8 protein-coding genes are annotated in these 17,717 nt (G+C 73.0%); 5 read left to right on the forward strand and 3 right to left on the reverse strand.

What is annotated here, in order from left to right; all coding sequences use genetic code 11:
* The first annotated feature begins 57 nt into the window (after positions 1-57).
* The 3 genes from NAG42_RS20915 to NAG42_RS20925 all read left to right on the forward strand — a co-directional run bounded on the left by NAG42_RS20915 (position 58) and on the right by NAG42_RS20925 (position 6,658).
* Positions 58-2,763, forward strand: coding sequence for an AAA family ATPase (locus NAG42_RS20915; protein ID WP_250032212.1), 2,706 nt, complete (start codon positions 58-60; stop codon positions 2,761-2,763).
* Positions 2,760-5,570, forward strand: a complete 2,811-nt coding sequence (locus NAG42_RS20920) for a helix-turn-helix transcriptional regulator (protein WP_250032213.1) — start codon at positions 2,760-2,762, stop codon at positions 5,568-5,570. The genes NAG42_RS20915 and NAG42_RS20920 overlap by 4 nt, the downstream gene beginning before the upstream one ends.
* Positions 5,571-5,689: 119 nt before the next feature.
* Positions 5,690-6,658: an alpha/beta hydrolase gene (locus tag NAG42_RS20925; RefSeq protein ID WP_250032214.1), complete on the forward strand. Its 969-nt coding sequence runs from the start codon at positions 5,690-5,692 to the stop codon at positions 6,656-6,658.
* Positions 6,659-6,735: 77 nt separating this feature from the next.
* Here NAG42_RS20925 and NAG42_RS20930 read toward each other — a convergent pair whose 3' ends face one another.
* Positions 6,736-7,737, reverse strand: coding sequence for a hypothetical protein (locus NAG42_RS20930; protein WP_250032215.1), 1,002 nt, complete (start codon positions 7,735-7,737; stop codon positions 6,736-6,738).
* Positions 7,738-7,978: 241 nt separating this feature from the next.
* On the opposite strand from NAG42_RS20930, the gene NAG42_RS20935 reads away from it, so the two are divergent.
* Positions 7,979-10,828, forward strand: a complete 2,850-nt coding sequence (locus NAG42_RS20935) for a helix-turn-helix transcriptional regulator (RefSeq protein ID WP_250032216.1) — start codon at positions 7,979-7,981, stop codon at positions 10,826-10,828.
* A gap of 6 nt (positions 10,829-10,834) precedes the next feature.
* On the opposite strand, the gene NAG42_RS20940 is transcribed toward NAG42_RS20935, so the two are convergent.
* Both NAG42_RS20940 and NAG42_RS20945 read right to left on the reverse strand, forming a co-directional pair.
* On the reverse strand, positions 10,835-13,708 hold the full coding sequence (locus NAG42_RS20940; protein WP_250032217.1) for an AfsR/SARP family transcriptional regulator: 2,874 nt from the start codon (positions 13,706-13,708) through the stop codon (positions 10,835-10,837).
* Between the two features lie 154 nt (positions 13,709-13,862).
* Positions 13,863-16,661 (reverse strand): AfsR/SARP family transcriptional regulator, encoded by a 2,799-nt coding sequence (locus NAG42_RS20945; protein WP_250032218.1) that lies wholly within the window; start codon positions 16,659-16,661, stop codon positions 13,863-13,865.
* A gap of 165 nt (positions 16,662-16,826) precedes the next feature.
* Here NAG42_RS20945 and NAG42_RS20950 point away from each other — a divergent pair, with 165 nt between their 5' ends.
* Entirely contained in the window at positions 16,827-17,708 is an 882-nt protein-coding gene (locus NAG42_RS20950) for an NmrA family NAD(P)-binding protein (protein ID WP_250032219.1), read from the forward strand.
* The last annotated feature ends 9 nt before the right edge of the window (positions 17,709-17,717 follow it).

Raw genomic sequence — 17,717 nt, forward strand, 5'->3', positions numbered from 1 at the left:
GCTCGGTGAGACTGAGCGGGCTCGGTTCGTTATCGGTCTCGGCCGGAGGGAGCTTGCATGTCGGGCGATCTCGAGAACAACTCACCCATCATCGGGCGGGCCGATCAGCTATCGCTGATCGCCACCGCCCTGTCCGAGGTCCGCGGGACCGGTGCGGTCACCATCGCCGGCGGTCCCGGGACGGGCAAGACAACCCTGCTGGACGCGGCCCACGAGGCAGCGCGAGCAGCCGGGTTCAGCGTTCTGCGATGCACCGGATCGCGGCATGACCGGGGCAACCAGCTCTGGCACCTGCACGAGGCCGTGTACCCCCTGCTCGACGACGCACCCCGGCTCCCCCATCGGCAACGGACGGCCCTGTCGGCGTCGTTCAGCGAGCTCGACGGGCCGGACCCGGACCTGCCGTCCGTACGGCTCGCCGTCCTGGGACTGCTCGAACTGGCCGCCGCCCGCCGGCCGGTGGTGTTGCTGGTCGACGACTGGCAATGGCTGGACGCCTCGACCGCGGACGTGTTGTCCTTCGTGGCCGGCGAGGTTGCCCACACGGCCGTCGTCCTGCTGGCCACCAGCCGCGCCGTCGACGGCCTGTCCGGCACGCCGGTCCCCGGGACGGTCACCCATTTGCCGCCGATGAGCGAGGGCGAGGCGGCGCAGCTGCTGGAGCGCTCGGCCCGCGACCTGCCCGACGCCGAACGCACCCGCATCCTCGAGGCGGCCGCAGGCAATCCGCTGGCCCTGGTCGAGTACGCGTCCGCCGCGATTCGCAAGCTGAGCGGGGCCGTGACCGGGCCGGCCGAGTTCCCGCCGACCGACCGGCTGGCGAACTCGTTCCTGGACGAGGTGCGGACGCTGCCCGAGACCACCCAGCTGCTGTTGTTGTGTGCCGCGGCCGCCGCGCGGGCGACGACCTCGGAGCTGTTGCGGGCCGGTTGGTCGATCGGCGCGGGCCCGGCCGACGTCCAGGAGCTGACCCGGCGCGGGCTGCTCGACCTCAGCGGCGAGCGATTCCGGCTGCGGCCGCCGCTGCTCGGAGCCATCCTGTACGCCGGCGCCGCGATGACCGACCGGATCACCGTCCATCGGGCTCTGGCCGGGGTCAGTGGTGAGCCGCTGCAGGTAGCCAGGCACCTGGCCGCCGCGACACCGCATCAGGACGGGAAGGTCGCCGCCGCACTGGAACTCCTCGCCCACCGGGCGACCGGGCGAGGAGCTCTGGCCGAGGCGATCACCGTGCTGACGTGGTCGGCCGATCTGTCGCCCGGCATCGACGTCCGAGCCGGCCGCCTGGGAGACGCCGCCGAGCTCGCCCGCCAGGCCGGCCAGACGCGGACCACCGATCGCCTGCTGCACGAGGCCCACGCGGCCGTCGGGGAGTCGCCGGACGTGACCACCCTGGCGATCACCCGCGCCGGCGATCGCAACAGTCGCGGGGCCGGTGCCGGCGACATCGCGATGCTGCTGGCCCTGTCGCGCCGGTTGGCCCGGCTGGATGAGCGGCCCCGCGTGGCCGAGCGGCGGCGCCTGCTGGCCGCGGCGGCCGTGTTGTCGACCACCTTGACCCCGGCGGCGCCGGTCCTCGAGGAAGCCGCAGCCGAGCTCACGGCGCTCGATCCGGCGCGAAGGGATCCGGTCCGCGCGGCCGCGCTGGCCATTCTCGACCCGGCCCGCCACGGCCCGGGCATCCGGGACCGGCTGGGTGAACTGGGCGGCACGGGCGATGACCCGGCCCTGCTGATGATCCTGGGACGGGCGGCGCAGGCCATCCACGATCCGCGGGGGGCCGTCGCCGTCCATGAGAAGGCGGCGCGGTTGCTGCGCGAGGGTGGACGATCAGCGGATCACGCTCAGGAACTGCTCTGCCTGTCGCTGCTGAGGGTGCTCGCCGGCGATCTCCGGCGGGCCTGCGCGGAGGCGAGCGAGGCGCGCCGGCTGGCTCGCGCGCTCGGGCTCGCAGCGGTCGAGGCCGAAGCTCACGCGGTCCTGGCCGTCACCCACGCGTGGACCGGTGACGAGAGGAAGCACAGCTACGAACCGGCATCGTGGTCGTCCACGAGAGCGCGTCGCGGCTGGGCGGCCGGGCTCACCGCTCTCGTGCAGGGCCGCTACCGCGCGGCCTGGATCGACCTGCAGGCCGTCGGCGCCCACCCGGTGACGGCCGCCTGGGCGGTGGCGGACCGCACCGAGGCCGCCGTCATGTCCGGCCGAGCCGACCTGATGACCGGCCCGGTGGCGGCAGCCGAGGCGACCGCCCGGAATCTGCGCTCGGAGCACCTCACCGCTCTGGCTCACCGGGCGCGGGCGCTGCTCGATTCGTCGGCGGACGCGCGGGTGTTCTACGAGAGCTCGATCGCCGCCGCGGACCGGGCGGGCTCGGCGCTCGAATCCGGCCGGAGCCACCTGACCTACGGACGGTGGCTGCGGCGCCGGCGCCGGATCGTCCGGTCCCGGGAGCACCTGTCGACCGCAGTGGCCATCTTCCACGCGGCCGGTGCGCAGCCCTGGGCGACGCTGGCGCACCGGGAGCTGGAGGCCGCGGGCGTCTCCACCCGCCCCTCCCCCACCGAGTTCGGGCCCACCGAAAGTTTGACCCCTCAGGAGCGGCAGGTCGCCGAGCTCGCCGCCGGCGGTCTGTCGAACCGGGAGATCGCCGCCCAGTTGCTCCTGTCGCACCGGACGATCGGCAGCCACCTCTACCGGGCCTTCGCCAAGTTGTCCATCACCGACCGCCGCCAGGTCGGCCAGGCCCTGATCGACGCCCGGTGAGCCCGCGAGCTCCCGGCGACCCGGCCGTGGTGCCGGCCACCGTCGGCCGGATCCGGCACGACCGGCCGGCCACCACGGAGCCGATGCGATCCCGGCACCTCGTCGGTCGCGACGAGGAGCTGGACCGCCTGACCCGAAGCTTCGGGCGTCTGCCGTACGAGGGCACCGTCGTCGTCGTCGACGGTGAGCCGGGCATCGGCAAGACCGCCCTGGTGGCCGCGACGGCTCGGGCCGGCCGGGCCGTCGGCCTGCGACACGTTCACTGCGCCGGCCTCCAGCATGGCGCGTCACCCGGCTTCAGCGGCCTGCACCAGCTTCTTCAGCCGCTGCTGGGCGGACTGCCCGCCCTACCGGCACGGCAACGCGCAGCCTTGTCGACCGCCCTCGGCCTGTCCCACGGCGACCTGCCTCATCGTCTGATGATCAGCCTGGGCGCGCTCGGCCTGGTCGAGGAGGCGGCCCATCGCCGGCCGCTGCTGCTGGTGGTGGAGGACGCCCACTGGCTCGATCGGTCCAGTGTCGATGTGATCGCCTTCATCGCCCGCCGGATCCGGCACCTACCGGTCGTGCTGATAGCCACGCTGCGCGACGAAGGCAATCCCGTGGAGCTACGGTCGATCTCGGCCGAACGACTGCATCTGAGGCCGCTGCCCGACGACTCGATCGCCACGATCCTCGACCGCTCGGCCGGCGCACCCGCTCCCTCGCGCCGGGCGGACATCCTGCGGGCCGCGCGCGGGAACCCTCTGGTCGCCCTGGAACTCGCGGCCGCGTTCGATCGTCGCCGGCTCACCGGAGAGCTCCCGGACCGGGCGACCACGGGCCGGTTGGAGAGCGCCTTCCTGGACCGGGTGGCCGAGCTGCCCGAACGCAGCCGGGCCTTGCTGCTGCTCGCCGCGGCCGGCGAAGGGATGCCCCTGCCGGAGGTGATGACCGCAGCCCTGCGCCTCGGCCTCGACGCCGCCGACATGACGCCCCTGCAACGCGCCGGACTGGTCGCGCTGACCGACGCCACCCTCACGTTCCGCCACCCGATCCTGCCCTCCGCGGTGTACGGAGCGGCCCCCGCCACCGAAGTGGTGCGGGCGCACCTCGTCCTGGCCGACGTGACCAGCGACGCGGGCCGGTTCGCGTGGCATCGCGCCGCGGCGAGCACCGACCACGACGAGTCCGTGGCCGCCTCCTTGGAGGAGACCGCACGCCGGGCACACCAGCGCGGGGCCCAGGCCGAAGCGTCGGCCGCCTTCGCCCGATCGGCGCGGCTGACTCCGCTGACGCCGAACCGGGGCAGGCGCCTCGCGCTCGCCGCGCAGGCGGCCAACATGGCCGGCCAGCTCGACACCGCGAGCCTGCTGCTGCGCGAGGCCATCGAGCTGGCCGACGACCCCGACTCCATCGTGCGGATCGCCGTGACCCATCTCGCCATCAGCATGGTCGCCACCCTCCGGGGAATGGCCACCGACGACTTCCGTTCGATGAGTCGCCGGCTGGGCGGTCCCGGCGGACGCGGTTATCCCGAGCAGCGGATCAGCATTCTCTGGTGTGCCGCCGTCAACTGCCGGGGCAAGAACCTTCCGCAGCAGCAGTGGCGCAGCGTCGAAGCCGACCTCGACGCCATCGAGTCGTCGTCACCGATGAAGACGCTGGCTCTGGCCACCGTCGTCACACCGGCCCGGGCGGCGCTGCTCAAGCCGGCTGTCCGCGACCTGGTCGATCGGGTGCCGGACTCGGCCTACGCGATGATCGCCGGGGCGATCGCCGCCGAGGCCGTTCACGACCACCCGACCGCGCTCGCCGCCTGGCAGCTGGGTGCGGAGATCTCGCAGCGCTCGGGGGCCCCGGTCGACGAGGCGCAATGCCTGCGCGGGCGCGGCATGCAGCGTTTCCTGGCCGGCGACCTGTCCGGCGCGCTGGCGGACGCGGACCACGCTTTTCATCTGAGCAGCACCAGCGGCGCCCAGCACATCGCCGGCATGGCAGCGGCCGGGGCAGCACTCAGTCACGTCTGGCTGGGCGACCACCAGGCGGCCCGCGAGATGCTGGGCCGGCTGGGCGAAACGCCCGCCGAAGCCGGCGGGATGGCGTCGCTCGACGGGCAGTGGGCGGCTGGTCTGCTGGCGCTGGACGAGAATCGCCCGATCGACGCCTGGGAGCATCTGTGGGACCTGCGATGGCATCCCATCCGCGCGCTGTGGTCGCTGGCCGATCTCACCGAGGTCGCCGTCCTGCTGGGCCGGGCCTCGGAGGTCGCCGATTGCCTGCGGGACGCTTCGGTCCAGGCGGCTGCGTTCGTCTCGCCCCGGCTCACCATGATCGTCGAGCGGGCGCTCGCGCTGGTGGTCGGCGGCGATGACGCAGCAGCTCACTTCGAGGCCTCCCTCGTCGCCGGCGCCCAGGCCGGCGCCACCCTGGAGCTGGCGCGGACCCGGTTGCTGTACGGCCGATGGTTGCGCCGCCGGCGCCGCACCGACGAGTCCAAGGACCATCTGGCTCTGGCCCGGCACGCGTTCACCGAGGCACGGGCGGTGCGGTGGGCGGCGAGGGCCGAGGACGAGGTACGGGCATCGGGTATGCCGACCCCGCCGCATGTGGCGGCGGACCGCAAGTGTCCCGATCTGACACCGCGGGAGCTGCGGATCGCCCAGCTGGCCGCGTCCGGGCTGACCAACAAGGAGATAGCCGACCAGGTCTACCTGTCGCACCGCACGGTCGGGGCAGTGCTCTACCGGATCTTCCCGAAGCTCGGCATCAGCAAGCGAGCCCACCTGTCGGCCGCGCTGACGGACCTGACCTCCTCTCCACGGTGACTCCCCAGCAACCGTCGCCGGCCTCGGGCACGGCGCAGTCATCTGTCGGATGTCCCGGCGGCCGGCGCTGACGACGATGGAGAAACCGCGAACGCGGTGACAACTAAGGAGATTCACTGATGACGGAGCCCGTCAAGCCCGTGCTCGAGACGCCGGCACAGGCTTTCGCCGACGCCAACGCGAAGCCGCCGTTCCTCTACCAGCTGCCGCCCGCCGAGGGACGCAAGATTGTCATCGGGGTGCAGACCGACCCGCCGCCGCACCTGCCGGACGCCGACATCTCCGACCTCGAGATCGAGGGCGGTCCGACGGGCAAGGTGCGGGTCCGGATCGTCCGGCCGCCGAACTCCACCGGCGTTCTTCCGACGATCCTCTACGTACACGGTCTCGGCTGGGTGTTCGGCGGCCCGGAGACCCACGACCGGCTGGTCCGTGAACTGGCCGTCGGGGTGAACGCCGCGGTGGTCTTCCCGGACTACGACCTGGCCCCCGAGTCGCAGTACCCGACGCAGATCGAGCAGGTCTACGCGGTGGCCGACTGGATCAGCATGAACGGCCCCGAGCAAGGGCTCGCCACCGACCGCATCGCGGTCGCCGGCGACTCGGTCGGCGGCAACATGGCCACGGTCACCACGATCCTGGCCAAGCAGCGCGGGGGCGTGCAGTTCCAGGGTCAGCTGCTCTTCTACCCGGTGACCGATGCCTCCTTCGACACCGGGTCGTACCACCAGTTCGCCGAGGGTTACTTCCTGGCCCGGGAGGCGATGAAGTGGTTCTGGGACCAGTACACGTCCGACCCGGCGCAGCGGGCCGAGATCACCGCCTCACCGCTGCGGGCGACCACGGACGACCTGGCCGGCCTGCCCGAGGCGCTGGTCATCGTGGCCGAGGGCGACGTGCTGCGCGACGAAGGTGAGGCGTACGCCGCCAAACTGCGCTCGGCCGGCGTCCCGGTCACCACGGTGCGCTACGGCGGCATCATCCACGACTTCGTCGGGCTCAACCCGCTGCGGCACACCTTCGCCGCCGAGGGAGCCATCACGCAGGGCATCGCCTTCCTCAGCCGGGTGCTCGGCACCGCGAAGTAACGAGCCGGCAGGTCACGAGAGAACGGGCTCGGCCGTCACCCCGGCCGAGCCCGTTCGTGATGGAGCCGGCCGTGATGTCACCGCGAGGACAGGGCCTCGACCGGAAGCTCCTTCGTCACGCGCGGCGCGGCGGCCCGCTGCCGCAGCAGGACCAGGCCGAAGCCGGCGAGGGCCCAGACGGCCAGGACGATCAGAGGCATGGCCGCGTGCGACCCGTCGTAATATCCGAAGTCGTTGACGGCGCGCACCGCAGCCCCCGGTGGCAGCTTCGCGGAGACCGCCTGGGCCCACGCCGGCAGCACGTCGTAGCCGAGGGTCGCCCCACTGGTCGCGTTGCCGATCGTGGTGAGGATCAGAACGGCCAGCCCGAAGCCGGCCGGTCCGAGCCAGACACCCATCGCCTTGGTCGCGAACGCGCTGGCGGCCGAGAGAAGGCTCAGCGACAGAGCCAGCAGCAGGAACGGCGCCTTCAGCGATCCGTAGATGGGCCCGGCGATGGTGGCGGCGACCACACCGATGACGACGGCGAAACCACCGATCGCATACAGCCGGTGCCGCAGGCGCACGGCCCCGGCCGCACCAGTGAGACCCTGAGCCAGGACGAACGAGGCGAGCGTGACCCCGAAGACCACATAGAACGTGGCCAGCCCGCGCGCGTCGTAGCGGGTCAACGGGACGATGTCGGTCTCCTCGACGGTGAGCCCCGCCGGCCCGGCCAGGCCGGCGACCAGTTGGCGCACCGCCCCGCTCTCGCTGATACCGCTGGCACCCGAATACTCGAGGAGCAGGGACGTGGGCGACGTCGCGCCGACGACGGCAACGGCATCACCGTTACGGACCAGCTCGGCGCCCTCGGCAAGGCCGGCGACCTGGGTGACGTCGACGGCGTCGCCCAGCCCCGAGCGTGCGGCACCGGCCAGTTCCGGCCCGGCCACCGCCAGCGGCAGCCGGCGCGGCTCGGGATCCCGTTGCAGTCCCACGTAGACGGCGATGAAGGCCGCACCGATGATCAGTCCGGTGACGACGACTTGGATCCACACCTTGTGCAGGGTGGCGACAGGGGGCGGTGCTGAAGACATGGCGACTTCCTCGGCCGGCTCGGTTTTCATGGTCGCTGCTCGCGGAATTCGGGGCCCACGCTCGCTCGCGAAGGCCGGAGCCACTTCAGACTGGCCGACCGCAATGATGTTTCACTTATTCGCCGCTGACGGCGCACCGCTGACCGTCGTCAGCGCTGGATAAGTGAAAGGTCATTACGCTCGGCCAGTCTGGTGTCCGGCACCGGTCAGCGGTGGTTGGTGCCTGGCGACGGGAGGACCGATGGCGGCGAGCGAGGTGATCGGGCGGGAAGGACAGCTCGCCTACCTGACGAAGCTGATCGCGGCGGCATCCGGGCCAGGAGCCGCGGTCACCATCGCCGGTGAGCCCGGGGCGGGCCGGTCGGCACTGCTCGACGTGGTCGCCGAGCGGGCCGCTTCGGCCGGGCTCCGGGTCCTTCGGTGCGCGGGCGTACGGTCGGAGACCGATCAGCCGGGCGCGGGTCTGCACGAGCTTCTGCACGACGAGCTCGGCCGGCTGGACGCCTTCCCCCAGCCGCAGCAATCAGCGGTACGCGCCCTGCTGTCGGCCGAGGAAGGCCCGCAGCCGTCCCGGCTGAGGACGGGCACGGCAGTCCTGGCCCTGCTGGAATCGATCGCCCGGGACCAGCCGCTGGTTGTTGCGGTCGACGACGTCCAATGGCTCGACGAGGCGACCATCGATGTGCTTTCTTTCGTGGCTCGCCGGCTGCGCACCGCGCCGATCCTGCTGATCGCGACGATCCGCGACTCGGGCCCGGCGGCCGGGCGTCGCCTCCCGTGGCCGGCCACCACGATCGAACTGCCACCCCTGCCGCCCGCCGCGGCGAGGCAACTGGTGGCAGCGGCGGCTCCCGGGCTGTCCGACATCGCCCGGGAGCGCGTGGTCGACGGCGCCGAGGGCAATCCTCTGGCCCTGCGCGAGTGCGCCCTGGCGATGGCGTCGGACAGCAGTGCCGCCTTCACCGGCGGCCGGCTGCCGATCAGTCGCCGCCTGCAGGACAGTCAACTGGTGGAGGTCACCGGCCTGCCCCCGGCGACCCGTCGATTCCTGATTCTCGTGGCCGCCGCGGGACGGGCGTCGCTCGTCGAGCTGATCCCGGCCGCGCACAGCCTGGGCCTGTGCCCCGAGGACCTGGATCCGGCCGAGCGGGCCGATGTGATCGTGGTCGACCACGATCGTGTGCGGTTCCGGCGAGACCTGCTGCGCCGGGCTGTCTACGCCGCGGCCACGTCGTCCGAGCACGCGGCCGCGCACGACGCCCTGGCGTTCGCCACGCGCACTTTCGACCACGCTTCCTGGCATCGCCACGCGCCCGCCCTGGACCACGACGAGGTCGCCGCCGCCGAGCTGGCGTCCGCGGCCACGCACGCGGCCCGGCGAGGAGCGCTGGTCGAGGCGGTCCGTCTGCTGCGCCGATCGGCGCGGCTGTCGCCGGGCGGTGAGCAACGCGGTGACCGGCTCGCTCTGGCCGCCGAACTCGCCCGCCAGGCCGGCCACAGCGCCGAAGCCGGTGAGCTCATCACCGCGGCGTTGTCCACCGGTCACCGGCCGAACGCTCAGGTGCTGGGCCGGACGATCCTGACCCGGTCGATCCTGAGCCTGACCGCGGGCCTTCAGCACCGGTCGGCCGAGGAGGCCGTGACCTCGGCCATCGCGCTGGCGAGCGACCACTTGGACCAGGCACCGGCGTCGGTCACCGAGCTCGCACCGTTGCTGGTCGGCGTCGCGTCGGTGGCCTGGACGTACGGAATCTCCGAGACCACCTGGACCGGTCTCCGGCAGATCCTCGAGGTGACGTCGAGCCCGGCTGAGGCCTGGCCGTCATCGCCGGTGCCGAGCGAGATCCCGGCGCCGCTGCTGCTCACGATGGCCCTCACCTGGATCGACCCGCTGACCGGAGCGGCCGCGGTCCGGGATCGGCTGGCCGGGCTGACCACGCGACTGGGCCGGCTCATGCTCTCGGACGGCGATCAGCAACGGCGTAACACCGGCCGGCTGCTGATGGCGACCGCACGTACGGCGGAATGCCTGCACGACATCGAGGCCGCCGCACACAGCTGGGATCTGGTGCGCGACGCCCTGATCGCCACCGGCGGCGCGGTCAGCGACGAAGCGCGCCGGCTGGCCGACAGCGCCGTGACCCGCGTGGTCTCCGGCCGGGTCCGGGACGCCGTCGCGGAGACGACCCGAGCCCAGGTTCTCAGTGAGGAGCTGGGCCTGAGCGTCACCTACGGTTTGGCCGCGGCGGGCCGGGCGCTGGCCCACGCGTGGTCGGCTGACCTGTCCGCCGTCGCCGCGGACGTGTCCCGGGCCCGCTCGATGGAACCCGGGCCCGCGCTGACGAGGGCGATCACCGGTTGGGCGGCGGGCGTCGCCGCACTGCGGGCGCACCGGCATGCCGAGGCCTGGGCCGAACTGAATCTGGTCGACGAGCACACCACGACCGCCTGGAACGCGATCGCGGACCGGGTCGAGGCCGCGGTGGGCACCGGGGAACCGGCGTGCGTCGCGGTCGCGGAGAGCCGGTTGGCCGAGGCCGAGCGGGCCGCGTCGGTGCTGGGGTCGGCCCACCTGTGCGCCCTGACGCTGCGCGGCCGGGCGTTACTGCGGGCCGCGCGACACCCGCAGGACCAGGACGAGATCGGGGCGCTCTTCCAGGAGGCGGTGGATGCGGGGCGCCGTTGCGGGGCCCCGCTCGAGCTCGGTCGCACGCTTCTGTCGTACGGGATCTGGCTGCGCGACCACGGTCAGGTCATCATCGCCCGGAAGTACTTCGGCGAGGCCCAGTTCGTCTTCGACAGCGCCGGCGCCGGCGGGTGGGGGCTGGTGGCCGCGGATCAGCTGCGCGCGGCGGGGGTGGCCACCGGGCGGCCGGTGCGCGAGCCCGCCACCGCCGACGTCCTGACCGCCCAGGAGCGCCGGGTGGCCGAGCTGGCCGCGAGTGGCCTGACCACGCGCGAGGTCGCGACCGCCCTGCACTGCTCGGAACGCACCGTCACGTGGTATCTGGCCGAGGTCTATCCGAAGCTGGGCGTGGCCGGCCGGTGGCAGTTGGCCGGAGTCTTCGAGGGAGCCGGTGAAAGTGACTGACCAGCCTCAGCCTCCGACGGCGGCCGGCTCCGAGGTGGTCGCCTCCTCGACGGCCTCCGAGCAGATCGCCCGCATCTCGGGTGGCAGCCAGGAGATGACGGAGAGCCGCAGGACGCCCGCATCGGCCATGCCGCCGGCTCTGCGCCACACCCGGCACGCGTCGTCGACCTCACCGGCGCCGTACAGGATCGCGCCGACCTGGATCAGGCTCATGGCCACTTCGTGAAGACGGTTGTCGGCCAGCTCCTCGTCGACGATGTACTGACGCATCCGCAGCGCGGAAACCGTGTGCCCCCGGCGCGCCTCCAAGCGGCTGACCGTGCCCAGCAAAAGGCTGATCTTGTGAGCGTCGTCGCGTCTGCGGGCGATCCGCAACGCGGACACGGCCATCTCCCGGCTCCGGTGGTCGTCCCCGGCGGCCAGATGGTGATCGGCCAGCAGCGCGCGCACATTGAGCTCCTCGTGCGGCCGATCCGCCTGGACGAAGATGCCCAGCGACTCGTGGAGCATCTCGATGCCGTTGTCGTGGTCACCTTCGGTCATCGCGACCCAGCCGAGGTTCATCAACACCTCCGCTCGCCCGATCCGGTCGCCCGTCTGCTCGAACAGGCCGGCCGCGACCTCGAGGTGATGGGTGGTGGCGGTGGTGTCACCGAGGAAGTGCCGCGCCCCGGCCAGACTGCGATGGCTCTGCGCCATGCCCGTCAGATCGCCGGCCCGGGTGGTCGCCTCGACCGCCACGGACGATGTCAGAGCCCATTCCGGCCACAGGAACGCCAGCTGGAACATCTCCTTGGCCAGCATGGCCAGTTTCCAGCAGGTGCCGACGTCGGTCCGGGCCGCCGCCTCGTCGATCACCGCGCGAACGGTGACGTGCTCCTCGGCGAACCACCCGCGCGCGGCGGTCAGATCGTCGAACGTGAGAACGACCGCGCCGCTGACCGGCGGCGCCACGTCGATTCCGGCGAACCCCACCCGGCCCAGCCGGACCGCCGCGTCTGTGGTGTGCACGAAGTGGTCCACGAGCCGGTGCCAGGCGTCCCGCCGGTCAGCGGGCGGGAGGTGGGCCGCGGCGAGCTCGGCGGCGAAGACGCGGACCAGGTCGTGCTGCCGGTAGCGCCGCGGCAGGTAGCGGCACAGCAGACCGGTGCGCACCAGCTCGGCCAGCTCCGAGCGGGCCCGCGCCTGGGGAATGCCGCCCAGGCTCGCCGCCACCTCGACCGTGATGTCAGCACCCGGGTGCACGGTGAGAAGCTCGAGCAGCCGGGCGGCACCGGGGCTCAGGGACCGGTACGACCAGGTGAACACCGCCCGCACATCCCGGTCGAGCCCGTCGTCGCTGAACGCGGTCAGCCGGTCGCCGCCCGATCGCAACTCGGTGGCGATGTCGCGCAGGGACTGGTCGGCGTCACCGGCCGCCCGCGCGGCGACGACGGCGAGCGCCAGGGGCAGGCGCCCGCACCGGTCGATGATCTCCTTCAACGCCTCGGACTCGGCCTCGGCCCGGCCCGCACCGATGCGCCCGGTGATGCACGCGACGGACTCGGCCTCGGTGAGCACTTCGAGCCGGCGCAGGTGGGCGCCGTTCATCGTCGCCAGCCCACCCAGCCTCCCCCGGCTGGTGACCAGGACAGCGTTCGGCGCCGTTCCGGGCAGCAGGGGCCGCACCTGGTCGGCATCGCGGGCGTTGTCCAGCACGATCAGCAGCCGCCGCCCGGCGGTCACACTGCGGTAGAGCGCGGCCCGGCCGTCGAGCGAGGCCGGAATGGCCTCCTGGTGGACGCCAAGGGCGACCAGGAACAGCTGCAGGACGTCGGCCGGGTCGAAGGTGCGGCCGTCGGCGTCGAACCCCCGCAGGTCGGCGTAGAGCTGGCCGTCGGTGAAGCGCGGCGCCAGCCGATGGGCCAGATGGATCGCCAGGGCGGTCTTGCCCACCCCCGGCATGCCGTCCAGGACCAGGATCGGTACGGAGGACCCGTCGGCGCTGAGCAGAGCGAGCCCCTCGTCGATGAGGTCCTCCCGTCCGACGAAGACCCGCAGGTCCGACGGCAGCTGAGCGGGCGGGACCGGCGCCGGAGTCACCCGCTCGGAGGCGGCGCCCGGCTCATCGGCGCCCGGTTGAAGGATGGCCAGGTAGGCCGCCTGCAGCTCGGCGCCCGGATCGACTCCGAGCTCGTCGGCGAGATATGCCCGTACCTCCCCGTAGCGGGACACGGCCGCGCTCTGGTTGCCGTCGGCGGCCAGCGCCAGCAGCAGTTGCGCTTGCAACGCCTCGTCCAGGGGATGTCGGGCGGCAGCCGCGGTGAGCACCGGCAGGACGCGAGAAGCCGCCCCGTGCCCCAAGGCGATGGCGGCGGCGGCCCGCACCGCGGAGAGCTGTTCCCGGTCGATCGCCACGAAGTCGGGGTGCGCGTCGACGGCGGCGCTCAGACCGGCCCCGCACCGGCCCCGCCACAACGACAGCCCGGCGAGGAGCTCGTCGAGGGCGGCCGGTCCATCGCGCCCGGCCCGCTCCCGGGCCGCGGCGACGTGCTGCCGGAAATCGGCCAGGTCGAAACGACTGCCGTCCAGGGCCAGCCGGTAGCCGCCGACGTCGCGCGACAACCAGCGGCCGCCCGAGCGCGCGGCGAGTCCGGGCTCGAGGACGCGCCGCAGCATGCCGATATGACGATGCACCATGTTCACCGCGGTGGGCGGGACGTCGGCTCCCCACAACAGCTGCACCAGCTCGCCGATCTCCACCAGCCGGCCCGAGCGGGCCAGCAGCAGCGCCAGCACCAGACGGGAGTGCGCCGGGCCGAGGTCGAGCTCCTGCTCGCCACGCCAGACCCGCAGCGGGCCCAGCAGCGCGAACCGCAGAGCCCTGTCGTCGTCGCTCAAGACCGACCCCACTCCGTTCGGCCCGCCCGTCCGTCAAGGTCCCGCAAACATAGCGCTGAACAGGGGAAACGGCGCGCGGTGGGGGCACTGTTGCCCCAACTGCGGGCCGGACGCCGAGATTCGGGCAGGGGCGTCGCGCGGCGCGCGGCGGCCATCAGCCGCCCTGGGTCAGCCGCTGCCCGGCGCGCAGGGCGGGCCGGGTCATCGGCTCGCCGGCGAGCCGGGCCAGCACGCCGGTCCAAACCTGGCGCGCGCTGTCGGTCTCGCCGCTGGCGTGCAGTGTGTCGGCGAGCTCGTTGGTGTCCTCGGCCACCGCCAGCACCGATCCCCGCCGGCGCAGCAGGTCGATGCCGTACTGGTGGAGCCTGATCGCGGCGACAAACTTGCCGTGGCGGCGATGGATCCGGGCCAGCGTGCTCACCGCTCGGGCCTCGTTCCACGCGTCCTTCAGCTCGGCACACAGCAGGGCGGCCCGTGCCGCGTACCGGGCGCTTTCCTGCTCGTCGCCTTCGGCCAGCCAAGCTTCGGCCAGGGTGGCCAGCACGACCGCCTCCAATTGCCGCTCTCCCCGCTCGCCGAAAACCGTCAGGGCGGCGGTCAGGTCGTCGACCGCGGCGCCCTGATCGCCTCGCTGATGCGCGATGTAGCCGAGATTCATCCGGACCAGACCGAGACCCAGTTCGTCCCCGTACGACGCGAACGCCTCGTACGCGACCTCGAGGTGGCCGACGGCGGCGTCCGAGTCGCCGAGCAGGTGCCGGGCGACGGCCAGGCTCCGATGAGTCTGGGCCACTCCTTCGGCGTCACCGGCCCGCTCGGCCGCCTCGAGCACGATGGCGAGAACGGCTGCGGAGTCCTGCCACCATCCGTGCCGGTGGAACAGGTCCTTGATGAGCAGCGCCAACTGCCAGGCATGGCGGCTGTCGCCCCGGCGCGCGGCCGCGACGATGACGGCCAGCAGGGCGTGCCGTTCCTCGGCGGTCCAGGCCATCGCGGCCGCCTCGTCCACCAGTGGTTCGGCCGCGACCCCGTGCATGCACCCGGGCACCGGAACCGGCTCGTAACCCGGCCGCACCAGCCGGTTGGCGGCCAGCGCGGTGCGGAAGTAGTAGCCGAGGATCCGGTGCGTCACCTCACCGGCGGTCTGCTCGTCGACGCCGAGGTCGAGCGCGTACCCGCGAATCAGGTCGTGCAGCCGGTACTGGCCCGGCCGGAACTGCTCGATCAGGCCGGTCAGGCTGATCTCGTGCAGGTGCCGGCGCGCCTGCGGGACGGGTTCGCCGGTGAGCGCGGCGGCGGCCGTGACGGTGAGGTGACGGCCAGGACTCAGCGGCAGCAACCGGAACAGCCGGGCGGCCGCCTCGCTCAGCAGCCGGTAGGAGGACCCGAACACCGCGTGCAGGTCCAGGTCCGGTTCGCCGTCGGTCAACGCGGACAGCGTCCGCGGTGCCCGCCGGAGCTCGGTGGCGATGGTGGCCAGCGGCTCACCGGCCTGGACGGCGAAGCCGGCCGCGACGATGGCCAGCGCCAGGGGCAACCGTCCGCACAGCTCGATGATCTCGTCGAGGGCGGCTGGTTCGGCCGCGGCCCGGCGCGCCCCGACCCGCTCGGCGAACAGGGCGCGCGCGTCCGCCGCCGAGGGCACCTCGACCCGTACGAGGGTGGCGCCGTGACCGGTGGCCAGGGCGGCCAGCCGGCGGCGGCTGGTGATCAGCACCCCGTTGCCGGCGGTCCCCGGCAGCAGCGGGCGAACCTGGTCGGCGTCGCGCGCGTTGTCGAGCACCAGCAGCATCCGCCGGTCGGCCAGGACACTGCGCAACAGCGACGATCGCGCGTCCACCCCGGCCGGTACGGACGAGGGCGCGATCCCCACGGCGGTGAGGAACCCGTGCAGCACCTCGGCCGGGCCGGCGCTGTCGGCGGGGGTGTCGAAGCCGCGCAGATCCACGTACAACTGCCCGTCGGGGAAGTCGGCCGCCACCTCGTGCGCCACATGGACCGCCAGGGTGGTCTTGCCGACGCCGGGCATCCCGTCGAAGGCGAGGATGGGCACCCCTCGATCGGCCCGCCGGAGCAGACCGGCGGCCAGCCGGACGCTGGTGTCACGGCCCGCGAACGACGGCAGGTCGGACGGCAGCTGAGCCGGCCGGACCCTCTCGGCCCGCGGCGCCTGCGTCTCGCGACGCGCGACCTCCGGGGGGCTCAGGACCTGGGTGTACGCCTGCATCAGCTCCGGCCCGGGGTCGACGCCCAGCTCGTCGGCCAGCCGGGTGCGGAGCCGGCCGAACAGCGCGATCGCCTCGGCCTGTTTGCCGTCGGCGGCCAGAACGCGCAGCAGGTCGGCGTGCAGGCTCTCGTCGAGCGGGTCGCGGGCGGCCACCTCGCGCAGCAGCGACAACACCTCGGCGCTGCGGCCACACCGCAACGCGAGCCGCGCGGCGGCCCGGGCGGCCAGCACGTACTCGTGCTCGACCGCCACAAAAGCCGGATCGGCTTCGGCGTCGGCGCCCAGGCCCGTGGCGCAGCGGCCGTGCCACCGCGCCACCGCGGCCAGGATCAGGTCGAGGGCGTCGTCGCCGGCGCCGGACCGTTCGAGCTGCCCGGCCCGGTCCAGGTCGTCGCGGAATCGGGACAGGTCGATGTCGGCGTCGTTGGGCACGAACCGGTAACCGCCCACCTCGCGCAGCAGCCACCGGCCGTTGGCGCGGGGCCGCAACCCCGGCTCGAACAATCTGCGCAGCGACCCCACGTAGACGTGAACCATGTTCTGCGCCGTGGGTGGCGGGTCCTCGCCCCAGATCAGGCGCACGATCTCGCCGGACGGGACCACCTCACCGGCCCGCAGGATCAGCAGCGCGAGCAGCAGTCGCTGCTGGCGGGGGCCGAGATTGACCTCGGTGCCGCCGCGCCACGCCCGCACGGGCCCGAGCACCGCCAGCCGCAGGGAGGACATACGACTCCTTCGGTGACGGCGTTCGGTCTGCGCTCCAGGCTAGGCAGCCATTCGCGAATCGCCACCTCACCGGCCCGATCCGTGCGCAGATCACACCTCGTACTGAAGTGCGCGATGGGTGGCGGATAACTGGGAGTTAAGTGGCGATCTCTAGCGTCCGCCCTCATGACAACCGTTCTTGTTACCGGCGCCTCCGGCATGATCGGCAGCCGGCTCGTCCGCGAGCTCGCCGCCCGGGGGCACGACGTCCGGGCCTCTGTCCGCACCGCCGACCGGGCTGCGACTCTGGGTGATCTGGCGACCCTTGCCGTCATCGCCGACCTCGACGATCCCGCCGCGGTGGACCGGGCGGTGGCCGGTTGTGATCAGGTCGTCCTGATCGCCGCCAACAGCGAACGACAGGCGCAGCAGGAGCTGACCGTCATCGACGCCGCTGAGCGCCACGGCGTGGCGTACCTGATCAAACTGTCGGTCGGGGGCCCGGCCGCCGATGCGCCGCTGGCCCTGGCCCGGGACCACTATCGCAGCGAACAGCGGTTGCAGGCCGCCGGCGTGCCGGCCACCGTCGTCCGGCCCGGTTTCGTCATGCAGAACCTGCTGCAGTTCGCCGCCTGGATCCAACCGGACGGCACCTGGCGGCTGCCGTTCGGTGACGGAGCGATGGCGATGGTGGACGCGGTCGACGTCGCCGCGGCGCTGGCCGTCCTGGTCGGGTCGGGCCGGCCGACCGCCGACCAGGTGTGGACCGGGGCCGAGTCGCTCACCATGGCCGACGCGGCGCAACAGCTCAGCGGGGCCACCGGGCGGCCGATCACCTACGCCGACGGCGACGCCGAGGCCTTCTACGAGCACTACGTGGCGGACGGCCACGAACCCCGGTACGCCCGCGACATCACCGTGCTGTACGACCAGATCGTCCGAGCCGGCTGGGTGGCCCCCGTGGCACCCGACCTCGAGCAGGTGCTCGGACGGGCGCCGCGCACCTTCGCGCAGTTCGCCGCCGAGCATGCCGCGGAGTTCGCCGCCACACCGTCCTCGCCGGAATAGGCGACCGGG

This window comes from Paractinoplanes maris, from assembly GCF_023544465.1.
Lineage (GTDB): Bacteria > Actinomycetota > Actinomycetes > Mycobacteriales > Micromonosporaceae > Actinoplanes > Actinoplanes maris.